21 protein-coding genes are annotated in these 21,868 nt (G+C 69.8%); 7 read left to right on the plus strand and 14 right to left on the minus strand.

What is annotated here, in order from left to right:
• The first annotated feature begins 129 nt into the window (after positions 1 to 129).
• Positions 130 to 519 carry a MerR family transcriptional regulator gene (locus QOL15_RS16530; protein WP_071248071.1) on the plus strand — a complete coding sequence of 130 codons (390 nt, stop codon included), beginning with the start codon at positions 130 to 132 and terminating at the stop codon, positions 517 to 519.
• 438 nt (positions 520 to 957) lie between these two features.
• Here QOL15_RS16530 and dnaB read toward each other — a convergent pair whose 3' ends face one another.
• The 6 genes from dnaB to QOL15_RS16560 form a co-directional block, all read right to left on the minus strand.
• Entirely contained in the window at positions 958 to 2,322 is a 1,365-nt protein-coding gene (gene dnaB, locus QOL15_RS16535; RefSeq protein ID WP_065960491.1) for a replicative DNA helicase, read from the minus strand.
• A 617-nt stretch (positions 2,323 to 2,939) separates the two neighbouring features.
• Positions 2,940 to 3,392 carry a 50S ribosomal protein L9 gene (rplI, locus tag QOL15_RS16540; RefSeq protein ID WP_065960488.1) on the minus strand — a complete coding sequence of 151 codons (453 nt, stop codon included), beginning with the start codon at positions 3,390 to 3,392 and terminating at the stop codon, positions 2,940 to 2,942.
• Positions 3,393 to 3,406: 14 nt separating this feature from the next.
• Entirely contained in the window at positions 3,407 to 3,664 is a 258-nt protein-coding gene (gene rpsR / locus QOL15_RS16545) for a 30S ribosomal protein S18 (RefSeq protein WP_017887834.1), read from the minus strand.
• Between the two features lie 47 nt (positions 3,665 to 3,711).
• Entirely contained in the window at positions 3,712 to 4,287 is a 576-nt protein-coding gene (locus tag QOL15_RS16550; RefSeq protein WP_071248068.1) for a single-stranded DNA-binding protein, read from the minus strand.
• Between the two features lie 3 nt (positions 4,288 to 4,290).
• A complete protein-coding gene (gene rpsF, locus QOL15_RS16555) occupies positions 4,291 to 4,674 on the minus strand; it encodes a 30S ribosomal protein S6 (protein ID WP_065960486.1) in 384 nt (127 codons plus the stop codon).
• Positions 4,675 to 4,900: 226 nt separating this feature from the next.
• Positions 4,901 to 6,337, minus strand: a complete 1,437-nt coding sequence (locus QOL15_RS16560) for a CCA tRNA nucleotidyltransferase (RefSeq protein ID WP_071248065.1) — start codon at positions 6,335 to 6,337, stop codon at positions 4,901 to 4,903.
• 130 nt (positions 6,338 to 6,467) lie between these two features.
• Here QOL15_RS16560 and QOL15_RS16565 point away from each other — a divergent pair, with 130 nt between their 5' ends.
• The 6 genes from QOL15_RS16565 (at position 6,468) to QOL15_RS16590 (ending at position 15,545) form a co-directional block, all read left to right on the plus strand.
• Positions 6,468 to 10,661: a DUF6049 family protein gene (locus tag QOL15_RS16565; RefSeq protein WP_254784137.1), complete on the plus strand. Its 4,194-nt coding sequence runs from the start codon at positions 6,468 to 6,470 to the stop codon at positions 10,659 to 10,661.
• 278 nt (positions 10,662 to 10,939) lie between these two features.
• Positions 10,940 to 11,932: a thioredoxin-disulfide reductase gene (gene trxB, locus QOL15_RS16570; protein WP_065960482.1), complete on the plus strand. Its 993-nt coding sequence runs from the start codon at positions 10,940 to 10,942 to the stop codon at positions 11,930 to 11,932.
• Positions 11,933 to 12,012: 80 nt separating this feature from the next.
• A complete protein-coding gene (gene trxA, locus QOL15_RS16575) occupies positions 12,013 to 12,339 on the plus strand; it encodes a thioredoxin (RefSeq protein WP_022832611.1) in 327 nt (108 codons plus the stop codon).
• A gap of 174 nt (positions 12,340 to 12,513) precedes the next feature.
• Positions 12,514 to 13,818, plus strand: coding sequence for a PLP-dependent aminotransferase family protein (locus tag QOL15_RS16580; protein ID WP_071248062.1), 1,305 nt, complete (start codon positions 12,514 to 12,516; stop codon positions 13,816 to 13,818).
• A 38-nt stretch (positions 13,819 to 13,856) separates the two neighbouring features.
• Positions 13,857 to 14,819: a D-alanine--D-alanine ligase gene (locus QOL15_RS16585; protein ID WP_071248059.1), complete on the plus strand. Its 963-nt coding sequence runs from the start codon at positions 13,857 to 13,859 to the stop codon at positions 14,817 to 14,819.
• Positions 14,820 to 14,900: 81 nt separating this feature from the next.
• Complete coding sequence (locus QOL15_RS16590) at positions 14,901 to 15,545, plus strand: ElyC/SanA/YdcF family protein (RefSeq protein ID WP_175473848.1); 645 nt, start codon at positions 14,901 to 14,903, stop codon at positions 15,543 to 15,545.
• A 670-nt stretch (positions 15,546 to 16,215) separates the two neighbouring features.
• Here QOL15_RS16590 and QOL15_RS16595 read toward each other — a convergent pair.
• The 8 genes from QOL15_RS16595 to rpmH all read right to left on the minus strand — a co-directional run bounded on the left by QOL15_RS16595 (position 16,216) and on the right by rpmH (position 21,275).
• A complete protein-coding gene (locus QOL15_RS16595; protein ID WP_065960476.1) occupies positions 16,216 to 17,196 on the minus strand; it encodes a ParB/RepB/Spo0J family partition protein in 981 nt (326 codons plus the stop codon).
• Complete coding sequence (locus QOL15_RS16600) at positions 17,196 to 18,089, minus strand: ParA family protein (protein WP_290439171.1); 894 nt, start codon at positions 18,087 to 18,089, stop codon at positions 17,196 to 17,198. Before QOL15_RS16600 ends, QOL15_RS16595 begins: the two co-directional genes overlap by 1 nt.
• 77 nt (positions 18,090 to 18,166) lie before the next feature.
• A complete protein-coding gene (rsmG, locus tag QOL15_RS16605) occupies positions 18,167 to 18,814 on the minus strand; it encodes a 16S rRNA (guanine(527)-N(7))-methyltransferase RsmG (protein WP_065960470.1) in 648 nt (215 codons plus the stop codon).
• Positions 18,811 to 19,284 carry a R3H domain-containing nucleic acid-binding protein gene (locus QOL15_RS16610; RefSeq protein ID WP_071248181.1) on the minus strand — a complete coding sequence of 158 codons (474 nt, stop codon included), beginning with the start codon at positions 19,282 to 19,284 and terminating at the stop codon, positions 18,811 to 18,813. The genes rsmG and QOL15_RS16610 overlap by 4 nt, the downstream gene beginning before the upstream one ends.
• Positions 19,285 to 19,380: 96 nt before the next feature.
• Entirely contained in the window at positions 19,381 to 20,343 is a 963-nt protein-coding gene (gene yidC / locus QOL15_RS16615; protein WP_071248179.1) for a membrane protein insertase YidC, read from the minus strand.
• 8 nt (positions 20,344 to 20,351) lie between these two features.
• Positions 20,352 to 20,732 carry a membrane protein insertion efficiency factor YidD gene (gene yidD / locus QOL15_RS16620; protein WP_065960467.1) on the minus strand — a complete coding sequence of 127 codons (381 nt, stop codon included), beginning with the start codon at positions 20,730 to 20,732 and terminating at the stop codon, positions 20,352 to 20,354.
• Positions 20,729 to 21,094 carry a ribonuclease P protein component gene (gene rnpA / locus QOL15_RS16625; RefSeq protein ID WP_071248056.1) on the minus strand — a complete coding sequence of 122 codons (366 nt, stop codon included), beginning with the start codon at positions 21,092 to 21,094 and terminating at the stop codon, positions 20,729 to 20,731. Before rnpA ends, yidD begins: the two co-directional genes overlap by 4 nt.
• A 43-nt stretch (positions 21,095 to 21,137) precedes the next feature.
• On the minus strand, positions 21,138 to 21,275 hold the full coding sequence (gene rpmH / locus QOL15_RS16630; RefSeq protein WP_043595303.1) for a 50S ribosomal protein L34: 138 nt from the start codon (positions 21,273 to 21,275) through the stop codon (positions 21,138 to 21,140).
• Positions 21,276 to 21,868 lie beyond the last annotated feature (593 nt).

The raw sequence follows: 21,868 nt of genomic DNA on the forward strand, positions 1-21,868 counted from the left end.
CGCTCGCTTTCACTCAGGGACCCCCGAACCCTACCGTTGCGGAAAGGTTCAAGGGTTCAGGTGCAGGAGCCGCAGACGCGGCGGCGCTACGCTCGGCGCAGCCCAGCATGACCACGTAAGGAGCGGCGGATGACGGAACGAGCGGCCCCGACGACGATGCACATCGGCGAGCTCGCCGACCGCACCGGATTGTCGAACCGCACGATCCGCCACTACGACGAGGTCGGCCTGCTGCACCCGTCCGGTCGGACCGAGGGTGGCTTCCGGCTCTACACCGACACCGACCTCGCCCGACTGCTCATCATCCGACGCATGAAGCCCCTCGGCTTCACCCTCGAACAGATGGCGGAACTCCTCGCCGTCGTCGACGCCCTCGAAGCTGCCGACGACGACGCAGACCGTGCACGCCTCCGCGGGCAGCTCGACGAGTACATCCGCGACACCGAAGAACGGCGCGCCAAGCTCGAACAGCACCTCGGGATGGCCGACGAGTTCCTCGGCATCCTCCGCGACCGGTAGGGAGCGGATGACGGCACCCTCCTGAATGTTCCCCTGCCTGGAGACCGCCGCTACGAGCAGTCCGTCGCAGATGCCACCGTCGAGTCGAACTTCCGTGCCCTCCCCGGTCACGAGGACGGAGATGACGTTCTGGAGCGCGCTCCCTGACGTCGAGGCTCCGGCTGCAGCGGTGACTGCTCGGACCACGTCAGGCGTGTAGCCGCTTCCGCCCGGAGATCGCCAGACGCCGGGCTTCTCCATCGCACTGCAGAGCACGGGCACGCAGACACCGCGACGAACCGCCGACTCACTCGAGGAGCGGATCGAGAGGGGTCGACGCGCGTGACACGATCCGATCGTCGGACCGTCGCCCGCCGAACAGATGATCCGTTGCGTGCGGAGGGACCGTCTCCTCGGTGGGGAGACCGTCTCGCTGGGACCCCGACTACCGACGGCCCGTTACTGCGGCATGTCCACGAACCGCGAGAACATCCCGTGGAACGCCACCGTGATCGTGTCCGTCGGCCCGTTGCGGTGCTTCGCCACGATGAGGTCCGCTTCACCCTGGCGCGGGTTGTCCTTCTCGTACGCCGACTCGCGGTGCAGCAGGATGACCATGTCGGCGTCCTGCTCGATCGAGCCCGACTCACGGAGGTCCGAGATCATCGGCTTCTTGTCGGCACGCTGCTCGGGACCACGGTTCAGCTGCGACAGCGCGATGACCGGCACCTGCAGCTCCTTCGCCATGAGCTTGAGCGCACGCGAGAACTCGGAGACCTCCTGCTGGCGGCTCTCGACCTTCTTGCCCGAGGTCATCAGCTGCAGGTAGTCGATGACGACGAGCTTGAGGTTGTGCTGCTGCTTGAGTCGCCGGCACTTGGCGCGGATCTCGACGAGCGTCATGTTGGGGGAGTCGTCGATGAAGAACGGGGCGTCGTTGATGCGGCCGCGGGTCTGCGCGATCGTCGTCCAGTCGCGGGAGTCGACGGTGCCCTTGCGCATGTTCTGCAGGGGGACGCTGGACTCGGCGGACAGCAGGCGCATCGCGATCTCGGCGCGACCCATCTCGAGCGAGAAGAACGCAGCGGTCTGGTCGTGCTTGAGCGCGGCGGCACGGCACAGGTCGAGCGCCAGGGTCGACTTGCCGAGCGCCGGTCGGGCGGCGACGATGATGAGCTGTCCGGGGTGGAAGCCGTTCGTCAGTCCGTCGAGCCCGCTGAACCCGGTCGGCACGCCGGTCATCTGGCCGTCGCGTCCCTTGGCCGCCTCGATCTCGTCGATGGCCGCACCGATCGCGTCGGTCAGCGGGACGTAGTCCTCGGTCTGCACGCCGCCGGCGACGTTGTACACCTCGGCCTGTGCGCTGTTGACGAGGTCGGTGACCTCACCCTCCGACGCGTAGCCCATCTGCACGATGCGGGTGCCGGCGTCGACGAGACGCCGGAGGACGGCCTTCTCGGCCACGATCGCGGCGTAGTAGCCGGCGTTCGCGGCGGTCGGCACCATGCTCGTGACGCTGTGCAGGTACTCGGCGCCGCCGGCACGCGACAGCAGACCGGTCTTGGTCAGCTCGTCGGTGACGGCGATGACGTCGGTCGGCTCGCCGTGCGAGTACAGCGACAGGATCGCGTCGAAGATGACCTCGTGCTTGGGGATGTAGAAGTCCACGCCACGGGCGGTCTCGATGACGTCGGCGACGGCGTCCTTGGACAGCAGCATCCCGCCGATCGTCGACTGCTCGGCGAGCATGTCGTGCGGCGGCGTCCGTTCGGCTCCGCGGTCGGCCATGTCCCGCGGGGACGGATCGAGATGCGCGATCGACACACGGACTCCCTCTTTGTCGTTGACGACGCGGGCCCTGACCCGCACCGCGATCCTGCCTCGGACGACCGACATCCCCCGACGGCTCCTGGTCGCTCCGTCACGCTACGGGTACGAAGTTATCCCCAGCAAACGGACCTGTGGATAACTCTGTGGAGAGCCTTGGGAACACGCCGAGCCTCGGTGTGGAGAACTGGGGACAACGGTGTGGACAACTGAGCACCAGAACACACGTTCGACCGTCTGACCTGGGGTTTTGAGTTCCACACCATGTGTGGAGAAGTGGGGTTCAAGTGCACGTTGAAGGTTGCCGAAACGAGCCCTACCTGTGTGGAGAACGACTTGACAAGCGCCCCGATCGGGGGACTGATTCTCGGCCCGCTCCCAGCAAGCCCGGACGGGCGGGATCCGTAACCAGACAAGCCGGAAACGGACCGCGGACACCAGGCCGGCCAGAGACAGTCCGCAGCAACCAGATCAGCCAGAGACAGTCCGCAGCAACCAGACCAGCCGGAGCCGCGCCGCAGCAACCAGACCAACCACAGCCGGACCGCAGCCCGCATGAACGACGAAGGGCGGGCCTCCCGGAGGAGACCCGCCCTGCGACGGTGGTGCGGTGCCTACTTGGCGGCGACGACCTGCAGCGAGATCACTGCGGTGATGTCCTCGCGCAGACGCACGGTGGCCTCGTGGTCACCGACGGTCTTGATGGTCGCGGGGACCTCGACCTTGCGCTTGTCGAGCGAGCCGACGCCCTGCGCCTGCACGGCGTCAGCGACGTCCGCGGGACGCACGGAGCCGAACAGACGACCGTCCTTGCCGGCCTTGACGGTCAGCTTGATGGTCGCGTTCTCGAGCTTCATCTTGAGGTCCTGTGCCTCTTCGATGGTGGCGAGCTCGCGAGCGGCACGGGCCGCACGGATCGACTCGACCTGCTTCTCGCCGCCCTTGGACCACGCGACAGCGAAGCCCTGGGGGACGAGGTAGTTGCGGGCGTAGCCGTTCTTGACGTCGACGACGTCACCGGCGGAACCGAGGCCGGAGACCTCGTGGGTGAGGATGAGCTTCGACATGTGAACTCCTCCGATCAGCGGCCGGAGCCGGCGTAGGGGAGGAGCGCCATCTCACGGGCGTTCTTCACGGCACGGGCGATGAGGCGCTGCTCCTGGACGGAGACGCCGGTGATGCGACGGGCGCGGATCTTTCCACGCTCCGAGATGAACTTGCGAAGGGTCGCGACGTCCTTGTAGTCGATGACGCCGACCTTGATGGACTTCGCGGGAGCGGCGTTCTTGCCGCCCTTACCGCGAGGCTTCCGGCGGTCGCCGGTGCTCTTTCCAGCCATTGTTGTTCCTTAGAGAAGAAGAAGTTGTGTGTCCGGGGACAGGAGGATCAGAACGGGGTCTCGTCGTCGAACGAGCCACCGGGCGTGCTCCACACGTCGTTCGACTGTGCGTTGCCGCCCTGCTGGCCACCCTGCGGGGACCAGGGCGCGTCGGACTGACCGCCGCCGTTGCCGCCGTTCCAGCTGCCACCGCCGGTGCCCTGGCCACCGCCGGAGGCGTTACCGCCACCGACCTGGCCACGGCCGCCACCAGAGCCACCCGCAGCGCGGGTGATCTGTGCGGTCGCGTAGCGGAGCGACGGGCCGATCTCGTCGACCTCGAGCTCGATGCTCGTGCGCTGCTGACCCTCACGGTCCTGGTAGGAGCGCTGACGGAGACGACCCTGCGCGATGACGCGCGAGCCCTTCGTCAGCGATCCCGCCACGTGCTCGGCGAACTCGCGCCACACACTCGCACGGAGGAACAGCGCGTCGCCGTCCTTCCACTCGTTCGCCTGACGGTCGAACGTGCGAGGGGTCGACGCGATGGTGAAGTTCGCCACGGCGAGCCCGTTCTGCGTGTAGCGCAGCTCCGGGTCCGCGGTGAGGTTGCCCACCACCGTGATGACGGTTTCGCCGGCCACGGGCTACTCGGCGCTCGCGGTCGCGGTGGCCGTCGCGTTGGCGGCCTTGCGGGCGGCACGGGCTTCGTCGCGCTGCTTCTGCGCGGCGACCTGGGCCATGCCCTCTTCGGCGCGGAGGACCTTGGTGCGCAGGACGGCCTCGGAGAGACCGAGCTGACGGTCCAGCTCCTTGGCGGAGTCGGCCGAGGACGTGAAGTTGACGACGGCGTAGATGCCCTCGGACTTCTTCGCGATCTCGTAGGCCAGGCGACGACGGCCCCAGACGTCCACGTTGTCGACGGTGCCACCGTCGTTGCGGATGACCGCGAGGAACTTGTCCAGGCTGGGAGCGACGGTGCGCTCATCGATCTCGGGGTCGAGGATCGCCATCAGTTCGTACTGGTGCATGCGGAACCCACCTCCTTTGGTCTCGAACGGCTCCGGGCGGTTCCCGGAACAGGAGGGTTGATGCGTGTGTCCGGGTGCGCGGGTGCGCGCGGACAACCCCCCAAGCCTAGCTCACGGCCTGGAGGCCCGCCACCGGCTGTGCAGATCGGCTCGCGTCGGGCAGGCGGCCGGGTGCTCCGACCGTCGGGTCGCGTCGGTCAGTCGGTCGCGTCCGTCAGGCGGTCGGTCAGTCGGTCGCGTCGCGGGAGGCCCACCAGGCGCGCAGGCGCGCCTCGGCGTCCTCGGGGTCGAGGGGGCCCTCGTCCATCCGGACCTCGAGCAGGTGCCGGTAGGCCTCGCCCACGGCCCGTCCCGGCGGGATGTCGAGGATCCGCATGATGTCGTCGCCGGTGAGGTCCGGTCGGATCGACTCGAGTTCCTCCTGCTCGGCGAGGGCCGTGATGCGTGCCTCGAGGTCGTCGTACGCGAACCCGAGCCGGTCGGCCTTGCGCCGGTTCCGGGTCGTGACGTCGGAGCGGGTGAGCTCGTGCAGACGCTCGAGCAGGGGACCGGCGTCGCGGACGTAGCGGCGGACGGCCGAGTCGGTCCACGCGCCCTCGGTGTAGCCGAAGAACCGCAGGTGCAGCTCGATCAGGCGTGCGACCGCGGCGATGGTGTCGTTGTCGAACCGCAGCGCACGGAGTCGCTTCTTCGCGAGCTTCGCGCCGACCAGGTCGTGGTGGTGGAAGCTCACCGCCCCGCCGGGCTCGAGCTTGCGGGTCGCGGGCTTGCCGATGTCGTGCAGGAGCGCCGCGAGCCGCAGCACGGTGTCGGGCGCCTCGCCGGCGTGCCGCTCCGCCTCGTACCCGATCGCCTGCGTCAGGACCGTGAGCGAGTGCTCGTAGACGTCCTTGTGGTGGTGGTGCTCGTCGATCTCCAGGCGCATCGCGGGCAACTCCGGCAGGAAGCGCTCGGCGAGGCCGGTGTCCACGAGCAGGCGGATGCCCGGCACCGGGTCGCCCGTGGCGAGGAGCTTGACGAACTCGTCGCGCACACGCTCGGCGGAGACGATCTCGATCGAGGCGGCGAGCTCGACCATCGCGTCGCGGACCTCGTCCGACACCGTGAAGCCGAGCTGCGACGTGAAGCGGGCGGCGCGCATCATCCGCAGCGGGTCGTCGCGGAACGAGACCTCGGCGGCCTGGGGCGTGTGCAGGCGCTCGGCGAGCAGGTCCTCGACGCCGCCGTGCACGTCGACGAGCTCGCGCTGGGGGAGTCGCAGCGCCATCGCGTTGACGGTGAAGTCCCGGCGGAGCAGGTCGTCCTCGATGGTCTCGCCGAACGCGACCTCGGGCTTGCGGGTCTCTCCGTCGTACACGTCGCTGCGGTACGTCGTGATCTCGACCTGCTCACCACGGACCCGGGCGGCGATCGTCCCGAACTGCCGGCCGACGTCCCAGGTGGCGCTCGCGATCGGCTCGACGATCCGCAGGACGTCGTCCGGACGGGCATCGGTCGTGAAGTCGAGGTCGGTCACGGGGCGGCCGAGGAAGGCGTCACGGACGGGCCCGCCGACGAGTGCCAGTTCGTACCCGGCGTCGGCGAAGGTCCGAGCGAGGAGGGCGACGGGCTCGGTGGCGGCGAGTGCGTCGAGTCGCTCGACGGCCTGGGCAACGGAGTGCATGACGGACCTCATCCTCCCAGATGCTCGTGCAGGAGTTCTGCACGTGTCCGAGTGCCCACGGGATCGTCACCACGCGCCCTCGTACACTCGTGCACGGCCGGAACCGACCCTCGGGCCCCTCCGTATGCACATGCTCCGCTCCACCCTCGCCGCCGCAGCGACGGCCCTCGTCGCCATCGGCCTCGTCGTCACGCCCGCCGTGACCGACGGCGCCGACGCCGCGACCGGCTCCTCCCCGACCACCCGGACCACGCACACGGTCGCCGCCGACACCGGCAGGACGACCGTCTCGGTCGCGCCCGGGAACCGCGGCATCGTGCAGCGCGACCAGGACCTCGAGCTCACGGTGATCGTCACGAACGGCACCGACGACGAGGTGCCCGCGGGCACCGCCGAGCTCGACATCTACCGCCAGGTGAGCAGCCGCGGCGAGCTCGCCGACTGGCTCGAAGACACCAGCACAAGCGGTTACTTCGGCGCCCCGATGGGCTCCGTGGACGTCCCGGCCGTCCCGGCACACCGCTCGGTGTCGCAGACGGTCCGGATCGTCCCGGGCAACGTCGGGCTCGGCGGGTACTCCTCGTTCGGTGCCCGCCGCATCGCCGCCGAGTACTCCGCGGGCGACACCTCGGCCGTCGCCCGTTCCGCGATCACCTGGTACCCGGACTTCGACCGCACGCCGGTCGGGGTCTCCGTCGCGATGCCGGTCACCCTGCCCGCGACCACCGACGGCACGATCAGCGCGAACGACCTCGCCGCGGCCACCTCGGTCGACGGCACCCTGTCGCAGCAGCTCGACGCCGCCCAGGACCACAACGTCGCGCTCGCGGTCGACCCCAGGATCATCGCGTCGATCCGACTGCTCGGCGAGAGCGCCCCGTCCACGGCACGGACCTGGCTGCAGCGACTCGAGGGCATGCGCAACGAGACCTTCGCGCTGTCCTACGCGGACGCGGACGTCACCGGGCTGCGCCAGGCCGGAGCCGACGGCGTCCCCGGCGTACTGTCCCTCGACCAGCAGGTCCGGCCCGAGGACTTCCCCGGCGCCGCGACCGCCACGCCCACACCGACCGACGTCCCCACCGGCGACACCGCGACCGCGGACCCGGGAGCGGGGACCGACGCGACCGCACCGGCCGACGGCGACGCCGCGACCGACTCCCAGCCGGGGGCCGACGCCACCGACGACCCGGACGGCAGCGACCAGACGCCGACGCTCCCCACCACCCGGACGCTGCTCGACTTCCCGTGGTCGATGTCCGGCGTCTCCTGGCCGGTCGAGGGCACGGTGGCCGACGGGGACCTGCCCGCCCTCGCCGCCGCCGGCACCACGAGCACGATCGTGGCGAGCGGCAACACCTCCGCGGGCGCCGACGCGACCGTGGCCGCGTCCGAACGGATCGGCGACCAGCACGTCCTCGTGGCCGACCAGTCCGCCTCCGCGCTCCTCCGCACGGCCGCGGACGCCGACGACCAGGCCACGTGGGACACCGCCATGGCCGGTCTCACGGCGACGCTGGCGGCCTCGGCACGGTCCGGCTCCGCGACGAACCCGGTGCTCCTGACCCTCGGGCGCACGTGGCCGACCGACACCCAGCGGCTCGGTCAGGCGCTCGACGCCCTCGAGAGCACCGCCTGGGTGTCGCCGTCCGACCTGTCGAAGACGGCCGCCGCGACGCCCGGTTCCCTCACGCTCAGCGCAGGAGGTGACGACGACGCGCGGCTCGACCGCCTCCGTCGGCTGGTCGAGGGCGAGCGCAGCCTGTCCGCGTTCTCCACGGCCCTCGACACCCCCACCGACGTCACGGCCCCGGCCCGGCTCGAGCTCCTCGCGCTCGCCTCGAACGCCTGGCGCGCCGACCCGGACGCCCTCGCCACCGCGGTCGACCGCCAGGTCGGTCGCTGGGTCAAGACGACCTCGTCGGTCAGCATCCCGAACTCCAGCTCGCTGACGCTCCTCGGCGACCGGACATCGCTGCCGGTGTCGATCCGGAACAGCTCCGCGTACCCGGTCACCGTGAAGCTCCGGGTCCAGCCGTCGAGCTCGGCTCTCCGGATCGTGCGGAACGACATCGAGGTCCAGGTGCAGCCGCAGTCCTCGACCCGCGCGACGATCCCGGTGCGGTCGGTGGCGAACGGCACGGTCACCCTCACCATGACGGTGGTCAGCCCGACCGGCACGACGCTCTCGCAGCCGTCCACGGTCGAGCTCAACGTCCAGGCCCAGTGGGAGACCGTCATCACCGCCCTCGCGGGCATCGGTCTCGTCGCGGTCTTCGGCTTCGGCATCGTCCGGAGCATCCGCAAGCGCGTCCGGCGCCGCAACGGCGAGCTCGACGACGAGGACGAGGACGACCCGAACCGGCTCCTCGCCGAGCAGCCGCCGGCGCCGGGTTCGGCGGCCGCACGGCAGGCAGCCGCAGCCGGCGCAGCGGGCGCAGCGGATGCAGCGGGCGCGGCCACGGCCGGCCCTGGACCGCACCACGCGGCGGGGGCGGGCCGGACCGCGCTGGCCGAGCCGCGCCTCCCGGCCGGTGCCCAGGGCGGTGGCGACGGCAGCGACGAGCACGACGGCAGCGACGACCGCGACCAGCGCCGCGACGGTGCTCGCGACGACCGCGACGCACCGATCACCGACCCCCAGGAGCCGACCATCAGCACCCAGCAGCAGCCCGCCGTCGACGCCGAACCCGCTGCCGAGCGCAACCTCGGCCGGGCCAGCGCGATGCTCGCGGCCGGCACCATGCTGTCGCGGGTCCTCGGGTTCGCGAAGACCTTCGTGCTCGCCTTCGCCATCGGCAACACCGGGTCGGACGCCGCGAACGCGTTCGCCGTGTCGAACCAGCTGCCGAACAACATCTACGCGCTCATCGCGGGCGGCCTGCTCTCGGCGGTCCTCATCCCGCAGATCGTGCGCTCGATGAAGCAGCACACCGACGGCGGCACGGCGTACGTGAACAAGATCGTCACCCTCGGCGCGACCGTCTTCGTTGCGATCACCGTCATCGCGACCCTGCTCGCACCGTTCCTCGTGTGGGTCTACAGCCAGCAGTCGTCGGGTGCGGGCAAGGGCTTCACGCCCGCCCAGACCGACCTCGCCGTGGCGTTCGCCTTCTGGTGCCTGCCGCAGATCCTCTTCTACGCGATGTACTCGCTGCTCGGAGAGGTGCTCAACGCCAAGCAGGTGTTCGGCCCGTTCACCTGGGCGCCGCTGCTCAACAACGTGATCGCCATCGCCGGGCTCGTCGTGTTCATCGCCCTGTTCGGCGGCCGCGGCGTCAACGCAGCGACCGAGGACTGGACGCCGCTGAAGATCGCCGTCCTCGCGGGCAGCGCCTCGCTCGGCGTCTTCGCGCAGGCCGCGTTCCTGCCGTTCTTCTGGCGTCGGGCCGGGCTGTCCTTCAAGCCGGACTTCCGCTGGCGCGGCGTCGGCCTGAAGTCGACCGGGACCGCAGCGGGCTGGCTGTTCGCGATGATCCTCGCCACCCAGGTCGCGGGCATCGTGCAGTCCCGTGTCGCATCGCTCGCCCAGGGCGCCGGCAACGCGACCCTGAGCACGTCCTGGCTGCTGTTCATGCTCCCGCACTCGATCGTCGCCGTGTCGATCGCCACCGCGTACTTCACGCGCATGAGCCACGACGCCGAGCGCGGTGACCTGGACGCGGTCCGGCGCAACCTGTCGCTCTCGCTGCGCATCGTCGGGCTGTTCACGGTGTTCGCGAGCGTCGCGCTCGTGGTGCTCGCGCTGCCGTTCGCCCGCATCTGGGAGAACGAGTTCGCCAACGCGCAGGCGATGGCCCTCGTGCTCGTCGCCTACATGCCCGGACTCGTGCTGTTCAGCATGCTCTTCATCATCCAGCGGGTGTTCTGGGCGTTCCACGACCACCGCACGCCGTTCCTCATGCAGCTCGTGCAGTCCGGCCTGTTCGTCATCGGGGCGCTGTCGGTCGCGATGCTGCCCGGCTCGGCGATCGGTGTCGGCATCGCGGTCTGCACGACGGTCGCCGGGTCGACGCAGACGATCGTCGCGCTCGTCGTCGTCCGCCGACGGCTGCAGGGCATCGAGGGCGCGATCGTGACCCGGTCGCACGTGCAGTTCGTCATCGCCGCGCTCATCGCCGGCGTGGTCGGTCTCCTGGTCGTGAACTTCTTCGGGGCGTTCTCGCCCGACGGGTTCGCGATGGCCGACGTCACGGGCGCGCTGATCACCCTCGCGCTGAGCGGCACCGTGATGGCGGCGGTGTACTTCGGGGCCCTGGTGGTCGCGAAGAACGGGGAGATCCAGAACGCGGTGGCGATCCTCCGGGCGAAGCTCGGGCGCTGAGCGCCGGGGCGGCGGGCACCGTCGCTCGATGCGCCGCGGGCACCGTCGCTCGATGCGCCGCGGGCACCGTCGCTCGATGCGCCGCGGGCGCCGTCGCTCGTTCCGGGTCGACGCGCTGCCGCCGCCGGTCGGTCCGCGTCGACACGGTGCCGCCGCCGGTCGGTCCGCGTCGACGCGCTGCGGGTGCCGGGCCGATCCCGGCGCGCACGGGCGGGCCGGAATGCCGCGCCGGTACCATGTGTTGACCCGGTCAGTACGCAACGGAAGGGCAACACGGCATGCGCCAGCTCATCATCATCGGTTCCGGTCCGGCCGGGTTCACCGCCGGCATCTACGCCGCGCGGGCGGAGCTCAAGCCCCTCATCGTCGCGTCCAGCGTCGAGACCGGCGGCGAGCTCACGAAGACCACCGAGGTCGAGAACTTCCCCGGCTTCCCCGAGGGCGTCCAGGGCCCCGACCTCATGATCAAGATGCAGGAACAGGCCGAGAAGTTCGGTGCCGAGGTCCTGTACGACGACGCCACCTCGGTCGACCTGACCGGCGAGGTCAAGAAGGTCACGGTCGGTTCCGGCGAGACGTACGAGGCCCTCGCGGTCATCTACGCGACCGGCTCGGCCTACCGCCACCTCGGTCTGCCCGACGAGGAGCGCCTGTCCGGTCACGGCGTCTCGTGGTGCGCCACGTGCGACGGCTTCTTCTTCCGCCAGAAGAACATCGCGGTCGTCGGCGGCGGTGACTCCGCGATGGAGGAGGCCACGTTCCTCACCCGCTTCGCCGACAAGGTGACGGTCATCCACCGCAAGGACTCGCTGCGTGCGTCGAAGATCATGCAGGACCGCGCGATGAACGACCCGAAGATCGAGTTCGCGTGGAACAAGGAGGTCACCGGCATCACGGGTGACACCGCGGTCGAGGGCGTCACGCTCAAGGACACCGTCACGGGCGAGGAGTCCGAGCTCGCACTCGACGGCCTGTTCATCGCGATCGGCAACGACCCGCGCACGCACCTCATCCACGGCCAGATCGACCTCGCCCCCGAGGGCACCATCGCCGTGCAGGGCCGGTCCTCGAAGACCAACCTGCCGGGTGTCTTCGCCGCCGGTGACGTCATCGACCCGACGTACCGCCAGGCGATCACGGCCGCCGGTTCGGGCACGGTCGCGGCGCTCGACGCCGAGAAGTACCTCGCCGAGCTCGACGACGCGCTGACCGACCAGGCCGAGGGGCGCACACCCACCGAGCCCGCGATGGTCGACGTCACGTCCCTGTAGCCACCACCGGGAGCCGCACGGGGAATGCTCCCCGGGGCGACACCGTTCCAGCACGTACCGACTGCACAGAAAGGACAACCATGTCCAACGCCAAGGCCGTCACCGACGCCACCTTCTCCGACGAGGTCCTCAAGTCGGACAAGACGATCCTCGTCGACTTCTGGGCAGAGTGGTGCGGCCCGTGTCGCGCCGTCTCGCCGATCCTCGACCAGATCGCCGCGGAGCACGCCGACAAGATCGAGATCGTCAAGCTCAACGTCGACGACAACCCGCAGTCCGCGATGAACTACCAGATCACCTCCATCCCGGCGATGAAGGTCTTCAAGGGCGGCGAGGTCGTCAAGACCGTCATCGGCGCCAAGCCGAAGCCGGCGCTCGAGGCCGACCTCGCCGAGTTCCTGGCGTAGGCAGTCCAGCACCGACGGCCCCGTCCTCCTCAGGGAGGGCGGGGCCGTCCGCGTACCCGGGCCGTCCCTGGGATGCCCGGGGCCAGAACCTCAGGATCGGCCCCCGTCTCCCACCGGGGTTCCGGCAGACGATGTCGTAGTGTGGCGGGAATGTCCCACTGAACGGAGCACGCGATGACCAACGGCAACAGCCTGGACCCCTGGTACGACTCCTACGCCCAGCGCACCGCAGGGCTGAGCGCCTCCGAGGTCCGAGCCCTGTTCGCCGTCGCCTCCCGCCCCGAGGTGGTCTCGCTCGCCGGTGGCATGCCGTACGTCTCCGCGCTGCCCCGCGAGCTCGTCACGGGCTCGATCGACCGTGTCATGAACGAGGACGCGGCGATGGCGCTGCAGTACGGCGGGGGGCAGGGCCTGCGCTCCCTCCGCGAGCACATCGTCGACGTGATGAGCCTCGAGGGCATCCGTGCGAGCGCCGAGGACGTCGTGGTCACCACGGGGTCGCAGCACGCGCTCGACCTCGTCACGCGGCTGTTCATCGACCCGGGCGACGTCGTGCTCGCCGAGTCCCCGTCCTACGTCGGCGCGATCGGGGTCTTCCGCTCGTACCAGGCCGAGACGGTGCACGTCACGACCGACGAACTCGGTCTGGTGCCCGAGGCCCTGCGCGAGGCGATCGCGAACCTCCGGACGCAGGGCAAGCGGATCAAGTTCCTCTACACGATCCCGAACTTCCACAACCCGGCCGGCGTTACGATGAGCCGGGAGCGCCGCATCGAGGTCCTGGACATCTGCCGCTCGAGCGGCATCCTCGTGCTCGAGGACAACCCGTACGGCCTCCTGTGGTTCGACGAGCCGGCGCCGCAGGCCATCCGCTCGATCGACGAGGAGGGCGTGGTCTACCTGGGCTCGTTCTCGAAGACCCTCGCACCCGGGTTCCGCGTCGGTTGGGCCCTCGCGCCGCACGCCATCCGCGAGAAGCTCGTCCTCGCCAACGAGTCCGCGGTGCTCGCCCCGAACTCGTTCGGCCAGTACGTCGTGAACGCCTACCTCGACGCCGCGGACTGGAAGGGCCAGGTCGACACCTTCCGCGGCCTCTACGCGGAGCGCAGGGACGCCATGATGTCCGCCCTGGGGGAGTTCCTGCCCGACCTCTCGTGGACGAAGCCGAACGGTGGCTTCTTCGTCTGGCTGTCCCTGCCGGACTCGCTCGACTCCAAGGGCATGCTCCCGCGCGCGGTGAAGGAGCTCGTGGCCTACACCCCCGGCACGGCCTTCTACGCCGACGGCCGCGGCGGCAGCAACATCCGCCTGTCGTTCTGCTACCCGACGCCCGAGCAGATCCGGGTCGGCGTCAAGCGACTCGCGACGGTCATCAACGACGAGCTCGACGTCCTCGAGACGTTCGGCCCGGCGACCCGTCCGTTCCGGGCCGTCCCGTCGTCCGACTCGGTCTCGGCACCGCCGCCGAACATCTCCTGATCAGCACTTTTCCTCACATCGCAGCAGAAGGATCCAGCATGGCCGACCTCACCCGTCGTCACGTCGTCGTCGTCGCCGGGGGGATCTCGCACGAGCGAGACATCTCGTTGCGATCCGGTCGTCGTGTCGCCGACTCCCTGAGCGGCTACGGCTGGCAGGTCGACCTGCGCGACGCTGACGCGTCGCTGCTCCCGGCGCTCCGCGACGACCGCCCGGACGTCGTGTGGCCGGCGCTGCACGGCGCCTCCGGTGAGGACGGCGCCCTGCGGGGCATCCTGGAGGCGCTGGACATCCCGTTCGTCGGCTCCCGGTCGACGTCGGCACGGCTGGCATGGGACAAGCCCACCGCTTCCGCGTTGGTCGCGCGGGCGGGCGTCCGGACCCCGCGGTCGATCACCCTGTCGCACGACGTGTTCCGCGAGCTCGGCGCGGTGGGTGTCCTCGAGGCGATCGGGGCGGACCACCCGGTTCCCCTGGCCGTCAAGCCCGCGCGGGGCGGCAGTGCACAGGGCGTCACGCTCGTCGAGGACGTCCACGACCTCCCGCGCGCGATGGTCACGGCGTACACCTACTGCGACGACGTGGTCATCGAGCAGCTCATCCGCGGCACCGAGGTCGCCGTCGGGATCATCGACACCGGTGACGGTCCCGTGGCCCTGTCCGCCGTGGAGATCGTCCCGAAGGACGGTGTCTACGGCTTCGAGGCCCGGTACAACGCCGGGCTGACGACCTTCTACACGCCGGCACGGCTCCCGGAGGCGGCGTCGTCTGCGGCTGCCGAGGCCGCGGTCGCCGCACATGAGGCGCTCGGCCTCCGGCACGTCTCCCGCGTCGACCTCATCGTCGACGGTGCGGGGACGCCGTGGTTCCTCGAGGCAAACGTCCTACCGGGCCTGACCGAGACGTCGCTCGTGCCCCAGGCCCTGAGCGCATCGGGGTTCGACCTCGGGTGGACCTATGCCGAGCTCGCCGAGCAGGCCATCCGCGACCACGGCGCCTGAGCGCGGAGTCGGAACGGCGACGTTCCACGTGGAACATCGACGTCGATGGGGTTCGTGCGAGCAGCGGTGGGGGTTGCTGACGTGAGCACCGTCCGGAGCAGCCGCATCGTGCCGACGATCGTCGCTGCGAGCACGGCGGCCACTGCTGCTGTCCTCGTCTGGGGGGAGTGGGTGCACTGGTCCGCCGACCGCCGGGAAGCGCACCTGCCCGTCCGTCCCACACTCGCCGCGCCTCCGGACCCGGCAGGCCCGCGGATCGCCGTCCTCGTCCTGGGCTTCGGCAACCCCGGCCACCAGCCGAACCTCGTGAACCGCTGGCGTGCACGCATGGCCGTCCGGACCGCGCGCGACGTGGAGCGCCGCGGGGGATCGGCGACCATCGTCTGCAGTGGCGGACCGGTCCGCGGACCGATCAGCGAGGCGCGACACCTCCGGAGTGCTGTCCGACAGTCCGGATGGGACGGGCCGGTCAGCATCGAGGAGTCGAGCCGATCGACCTGGCAGAACATCGAGAACACGCCAACCCTGCTCGAGGACTTCGACGGCATCGCGATCTGCTCGAACGGGCTCCACGCCGAGAAGGCCCGCGTGTACGTCGCCCGCCAGGACGAGCACCTCGCCCGTCGACTCGTGCGCACGAAGTGCTACCGCCTCGGGGAGATGACCTTCGTCAAGCCGGTGTTCGCCGCGGTCGGGCTGCGGAAGCTGCGGGCGCTCCGCTCCTGAGCGCCCCCGCCACTCGGTCCAGGGAGTGCAGCTGCCGGGCGGGCGCCGCGCCGTCGTGCTGCGGTCGGCGCGAGACGGCCACGCGCTCTCCGCCCGGCGTCAGCGAGTTCGCAGCTCGTCAACCCGGCTGCACCAGTTCGCCACGTGGCCTCCTCAAGCTGCCGAGGGAGCGGCAATCCGGGCGGAGCGTGACGCCGGACCAGAGGGTTCCACGTGGAACAGTGCGTGGGCCCCGCAGGCCGCCCCTTCTCATCACGATCAATCGCGCCCGACCTCGGCCGATACCGGCGCCTGAGGTCTGCCTGGGCTTGGTCGCTGCACCAGTCTCGCGGCCTGGAGCACTCCCCACCGGGCCTCACAGGCCCTCTCGCAGTCGCCTGGTCCATCGACCCGCCCGAGGGTGCGATCGCCCCGGAGAAGCGCGTACAGCGGTTTCGGGTCGCTGCCCACCGACTGTCAGTTCGACTCCGTCGCGCTGCCGTTCGCCGAAACGAACCCAGACGGTCCCACTCCGCGTTGCCCGTGCAGACCAGGCTCCACGTGGAACCGCGGATCGCAGCGCCCCGGCGCGACTCGACAATGTTCCACGTGGAACGCCGGCCTTCCGGAGCGAGACTCGACGATGTTCCACGTGGAACATCGGCCCCTGCAAGGTCGACGACGCGACGGGTCAGCCGGTGACGTCGCCCAGGCCGAGCTCGCCGAGGATCCGGTTCAGGTCGTCGCCGTTCGCGAAGTCGATCGTCACCGAGCTCTTGCGCGCACCGACGGCGATCTTCACCCGCGTGTTCAGCCGGTCGCCGAGTCGCTCGGCGACGTCGTTGAAGTGGGCCTGCTTCTTCGACGGCTCGGCCTTGGGCTTCGCCGGCGTCTTCGTGCTGAGCTGTTGCGCGATGGCCTCAGCCGCACGAACCGAAAGGTCCTCGTTCACGATCTTCTCGGCGAGGTACTCCATCGCCTCGGCGTCCGGAGCAGCGAGGATCGCGCGAGCGTGCCCCGCGGACAGCACACCGGCCGCCACTCGACGCTGCACGGGGGAGGGGAGGCGGAGCAGGCGGATCGTGTTGGTGATCTGCGGACGTGAACGGCCGATGCGCTGCCCGAGCTCCTCCTGGGTGATGCCGAAGTCCGCGAGCAGCTGCTGGTAAGCCGATGCCTCCTCCAGCGGGTTCAACTGCGCACGGTGCAGGTTCTCCAGGAGGGCGTCGCGGAGCATCGCGTCATCGGGGGTGTCCTTGACGATCGCGGGGATGGTCGTCAGGCCGAGTTCCTTCGTCGCACGGAGGCGGCGCTCGCCCATGATGAGCTCGTACTGGGGCTCGGTACCGGTCGCACCCGCGATGGGGCGCACCACGATCGGCTGCAGGAGTCCGATCTCGCGGATTGAGTGCACGAGCTCCTGGAGCTCCTCCTCGCGGAACTCCTTGCGCGGCTGCTGCGCGTTCGGCACGACGTCGAGCGGATTGAGGTTCGCCAGGCGTGCACCGGGCACCGCGAGCAGGTCCTCTGCGGTCTGCCCCGAAGCACTGGGCGCCGAAGCCGGCGTGCCTCCCGTGGGGAAGAACACGTCGACGGGACGGTCCTGCTGGTCACTCGCGGTCGGGATGAGTGCGCCGATGCCTCGTCCGAGGCCGGTTCGCTTGGGTGCCATCAGTCCTGCGCTCCTCGTGCTGCGATCTCGGCGGCCGCCTCGAGGTACGAGAGCGACCCGGACGAGTTGACGTCGTACGACACGACGCTCTGGCCGTAGCTCGGAGCCTCGCTGACCCGGACGGACCGGGGGATCATCGCCTGCAACACCTGGTCGCCGAAGTGCTCTCGGACGTCCGCAGCGACCTGGTTCGACAGGTTCGTGCGCCCGTCGAACATGGTGAGCAGGATGGTCGAGACCCGCAGGTTCGGGTTCAGGTGCCGCTCGATGAGTTCGATGTTCCGCAGGAGCTGGCTCAGGCCCTCGAGCGCGTAGTACTCGGTCTGGATCGGGATGAGCACTTCCTGCGCCGCGACGAACGCGTTGATCGTCAGGAGTCCCAGCGAGGGCGGGCAGTCGATGAAGACGTAGTGGTACGGCTCGTCCAGCGAGCTGAGGTACTGGTCCAGTGCCGTGCGGAGTCGCTGCTCGCGGGCCACGAGGGAGACGAGTTCGATCTCCGCGCCGGCGAGGTGGATGGTGGCCGGCACGCACCAGAGCGTGTCCGACTCGGGGGAGCGTTGCACGGTGTCCGCGATCGGCGCCTCGTCGACGATGACGTCGTAGATGCTCGCGACCTCGGCCTGGTGGTCCACTCCGAGCGCCGTCGACGCGTTGCCCTGCGGGTCGAGGTCGATCACCAGCACGCGCGCCCCACCGTGCGCGAGCGCCGCCGCGAGGTTGACGGTCGTCGTGGTCTTCCCGACGCCGCCCTTCTGGTTCGACACCGTGAAGATCCGCGTCTTCGGCGGCAGCGGGAACTGCTGCGTCGCGATCGCTCGGCGCCGACGGTTGAGATCGGCGATCTCGCGCGCGAGGGGTGTCGACGCGTCGTAGTCAGTCGATGAACTCAACGAAGACCTCTTCCCCGGTTCGATGTTTCACGTGGAACGTGCCGGCGATCACCGGTCGAACCGGCCGAGCTGCAGCGTCAGTCAACTGTAGCCCGGAAGACTCGCGTGGTCTCCTCGACCACACCGTCCCCGAGCTCGAGAACCTCGACGTCGGCGAGCCGCTTCCGGAGGATGACCTTGCGGGCCTTCTCGATCTCCTCGTCGACCCGAGCGCCCTTCATCAGGATGAGCTGCCCTCCGGAACGAACGAGCGGCACCGTCAGCGGGATGAGCTTCGACAGGGCACTGACCGCGCGCGCGGTCACCTGGTCGACGACGATCTCGTCAGCGACGTCCTCAGCCCGGCCACGGACGACCTCGACGTTGTCCAGCCCCAGGCGTGTGGCCTCGCTCGTCAGCCACTCGCAACGCCGTTCCATCGGCTCGATGAGCGTGAAGGACACGTCGGGCCGAGCGATCGCGAGCACGAGACCCGGCAACCCGGCACCCGAACCGACGTCGGCAACCCGGCCACGCGCCTCCAGGAGGGGTGCCAGGAGTGCAGAGTTGAGGATGTGTCGTGTCCACAGGCGAGGCAGCTCGAGCGGGCCGATGAGGCCCAGCTCCTCGCCCCGACGCGCGAGCTCGTGTGTGAAGGAGCGTGCGAGCTCGATCCGATCGCCGAACAGGTCGACCGCCGCGGCGGGCTCCTGTTCCAGGACCGGGGCCGGTGCCTCGTCCGTCATCGGGTGACGACCGTGTGGCGGTCCCGACCCTCACCCTCGGACTCCGAGTGCAGGCCCTTCTCGGCCACGAGGTCGTGCACGAGCTTGCGCTCGTAGGACGACATCGGGGGAAGGGCAGCCGACGGCGCACCGGCCTCGATGCGCTCGGCGGCGGTGTCGACCAGGCGCTGCAGCTCGGACGCACGGGCATCGCGCGAGCCACCGATGTCGAGGATGAGACGGCTGAACTCGCCGGTCTCGGCCTGCACGGTGATGCGCGTCAGCTCCTGGAGCGCCGACACGGTGTCCGGCTTCGCGAGCACACGGAGGGCACCGCCCTCGTCGGAGACCGACAGGTAGACGCGTCCGGCGCGCTCCTCGATCTCGATGTCGCCGTCGAGGTCGCAGATGTCGAGGAGCTCCTCGATGTAGTCCGCCGCGATGTCCGCTTCGTCACGCACGTCCCCGTCACGCACGTCCCCGTCACGCACGTCCCCGTCGCGGACGTCCTCGTCCGTGGTGGCGGCCTGCTCGGCGTCGGTGTGCTCGTCCGCCACGTCAGCGGCGGCGATGTCCTGCTCGGTCACTTACTTCTTCCCAGTCTTCTTGGAACGGTTCTTGCCGACGGGCTGCTGCCGCTGCGTGTTCACACGGGCGGCCTCGGCCTCGACGGCACCTGCGCCGACGCCGGCCTCGGCGAGGACCGGGGTCCCACGACGCTGGGCCTTCTTCGCCAGGCGGGCCTCGCGCGCCAGAGCGGCCTCGGACCCCGGGGTCGGCATGCTGCGGATCACGAAGAACTGCTGGGCCATGGTCCAGACATTCGAGGCGAGCCAGTAGAACATGACGCCGAGCGGGAAGCTCAGGCCCGAGATCACGAAGACCAGGGGGAGGATGTACAGCATCATCTTCTGCTGGCGGTACATCGGCGACGCCTTGGTCTCCGGCGACATGTTCTTGGCGACGAGCTGCAGCTGCGTGATGAACTGCGAGACGGTCATCACGACGATCATGAAGCCGGCGATGACCCGCACCTCCCACCCGGAGGCGTTCGTGAAGGTCTCGTGCAGGGGGGCGCCGAACAGGGCGGCGTTGCCGAAGTCCTGCGCCAGGGTGTTCGTGAGCAGGCCGATGCCCGTCTTGTTGATCTGCGCCTCGTGCAGCACCGAGTACAGCGAGAAGAAGATCGGCATCTGGATGAGCAGCGGCAGGCAGGAGCTCAGCGGGTTCGTCCCGGTCTCCTTGTAGAGCGCCATGGTCTCGCGGCTCATGGCCTCACGCGAGAACTGGTCCTTCTTGCCCTTGTACTTGTCCTGGATCTTCTTCAGCTGCGGTGCGACCTCGAGCATCCGGCGCTGCGACTTGATCTGCCGCACGAAGATCGGGATGAGCGCCGCCCGGACCACGAAGGTCAGGAAGATGATCGACAGCACCCACGTGATGCCCGCCGAGGGGTCCATCCCGATGCTCTCGAAGATCCAGTGGAATGCCACGAGGATCGCCGAGACCACCCACTTGAGGGGCCAGAGGATCGTTCCGATGAAGACCATGAGGACGGTCACGCCTTTCGAGTGCGCTGGGTGAGCAGGACCGGGCGGTGGGCACCGACCGGACGGGATCCCTGCTGCGGGGTCGGCGCGAGCACGAACCCGAACCGGTTGACGAGGTAGGGACGACGTCGCTCACGCACGTCGTCGATGCCGCCGGCGGCCCAGGGGTTGCACCGTGCGATGCGCCACGCGCCCATCGCCGATCCGCGGACGACGCCGTACTGCTGGATGGCCTCGAGCGCGTACCGGGAGCACGAGGGGTGGTAGCGGCAGACGTTGCCGTACAGCGGGGAGACCACCGCGCGGTACACGCGGAGCACGACGACGCACGCGTTGCGCGGGAGCAACGCGAGGACCCAGCCGAGCCGGGTCAACAGGGTGCGGTTCATGCTGCTGCCTTCTCCACCCCGCGCGCGAAGGAGCGCGAGACGTCTTCGAGCAGGGTAGGCCATGTGGCACCCGCTGCGGCTGGCAGTGCCCTGATGACCACGTCGTGCCCGGTCGGCACCTCGGTCAGCAGCGCGTGCGCGATCGCCTTGAACCGTCGACGGAGCAGGTTCCGCGTGACCGCGTTCCCGACGGTCTTCGCGACGATGAACCCGAAGCGGGTCGGGGCATCGACCGCGACTGCGCCACCGGGAGTACGCCTGACCACGGATACGACGACGTGCGCCGTGGCGCTCCTGCGACCACGACGCACGACGGACCGGTAGTCGGAACCGCTGACGATGCGGTTGGCGCGGGCCAACACGATCGCTACCGGGTCCGGGACCGGATCAGGCGCTCCAGCCCGATCAGGCGGAGAGCTCGGTGCGGCCCTTGCCGCGACGTGCGGCGAGGATCGCGCGGCCGGCACGGGTGCGCATGCGGGCGCGGAAGCCGTGCTTCTTGGCGCGACGACGGTTGTTCGGCTGGAAGGTGCGCTTGCTCATGATGATCTCCACACGGCTGCGCTGGAGGGATGGGCTCAGCGCGAGCCGTCACGTATGTATGTAGAGCCGTCCGACGTGGCCGGACGACGCGATGGGCGCGACCAAGAGGCCGCAGTCAACTGGATAACGGTACGTGACGGCGGCGGTCAGGTCAAACGCCGCTCCGGACGCGCACGCCCGGTGCCGGGCGTGAGCCCGTCGTCCACATTGGGGAAAACCTTCGTTCGGTACGACCACCCCTGACCCTTTACAGTGGTGTGATCGATCGGCCCGTTCCCCGGAGCCACGGGGGAGTACCCCCCAGAGCGCCGGCGCGGTCGACGTGGACAGGACTGTGGACAACCCTGTGGACCACCGCTCGCGGGGCCCGCACCGCTGGACCCCGGACGACACGTCCCGTACCCGGACCGACGACGGTGCCGCCCGGGCCCGGACCGGGTCCCGCGGGCCACACCGGCTCAGCCGGCCCGGCACAGACCAGCACGCAAGAACCGCCGGGGCCGCGGCCCGCACGACGAAGACCCACCACCGGACACGACCACCACCGGCCGAGCACGGCCGACCACGACAGCGAACCTGGAGACGAGCGCGAC

Source organism: Curtobacterium sp. MCBA15_012, from assembly GCF_001864935.2.
In the GTDB taxonomy this organism is placed as follows: Bacteria; Actinomycetota; Actinomycetes; order Actinomycetales; family Microbacteriaceae; genus Curtobacterium.

Bases quoted from the DNA above. Each gene is read 5' to 3' on its own strand.
- QOL15_RS16530 (WP_071248071.1), top strand. From the start codon at position 130: ATGACGGAACGAGCGGCCCCGACGACGATGCACATCGGCGAGCTCGCC.
- rplI (WP_065960488.1), bottom strand. From the start codon at position 3,392: ATGTCGAAGCTCATCCTCACCCACGAGGTCTCCGGCCTCGGTTCCGCC.
- rpsR (WP_017887834.1), bottom strand. From the start codon at position 3,664: ATGGCTGGAAAGAGCACCGGCGACCGCCGGAAGCCTCGCGGTAAGGGC.
- rpsF (WP_065960486.1), bottom strand. From the start codon at position 4,674: ATGCACCAGTACGAACTGATGGCGATCCTCGACCCCGAGATCGATGAG.
- QOL15_RS16560 (WP_071248065.1), bottom strand. From the start codon at position 6,337: ATGCACTCCGTTGCCCAGGCCGTCGAGCGACTCGACGCACTCGCCGCC.
- QOL15_RS16565 (WP_254784137.1), top strand. From the start codon at position 6,468: ATGCTCCGCTCCACCCTCGCCGCCGCAGCGACGGCCCTCGTCGCCATC.
- trxB (WP_065960482.1), top strand. From the start codon at position 10,940: ATGCGCCAGCTCATCATCATCGGTTCCGGTCCGGCCGGGTTCACCGCC.
- trxA (WP_022832611.1), top strand. From the start codon at position 12,013: ATGTCCAACGCCAAGGCCGTCACCGACGCCACCTTCTCCGACGAGGTC.
- QOL15_RS16580 (WP_071248062.1), top strand. From the start codon at position 12,514: ATGACCAACGGCAACAGCCTGGACCCCTGGTACGACTCCTACGCCCAG.
- QOL15_RS16585 (WP_071248059.1), top strand. From the start codon at position 13,857: ATGGCCGACCTCACCCGTCGTCACGTCGTCGTCGTCGCCGGGGGGATC.
- QOL15_RS16595 (WP_065960476.1), bottom strand. From the start codon at position 17,196: ATGGCACCCAAGCGAACCGGCCTCGGACGAGGCATCGGCGCACTCATC.
- rsmG (WP_065960470.1), bottom strand. From the start codon at position 18,814: ATGACGGACGAGGCACCGGCCCCGGTCCTGGAACAGGAGCCCGCCGCG.
- yidC (WP_071248179.1), bottom strand. From the start codon at position 20,343: ATGGTCTTCATCGGAACGATCCTCTGGCCCCTCAAGTGGGTGGTCTCG.
- yidD (WP_065960467.1), bottom strand. From the start codon at position 20,732: ATGAACCGCACCCTGTTGACCCGGCTCGGCTGGGTCCTCGCGTTGCTC.
- rpmH (WP_043595303.1), bottom strand. From the start codon at position 21,275: ATGAGCAAGCGCACCTTCCAGCCGAACAACCGTCGTCGCGCCAAGAAG.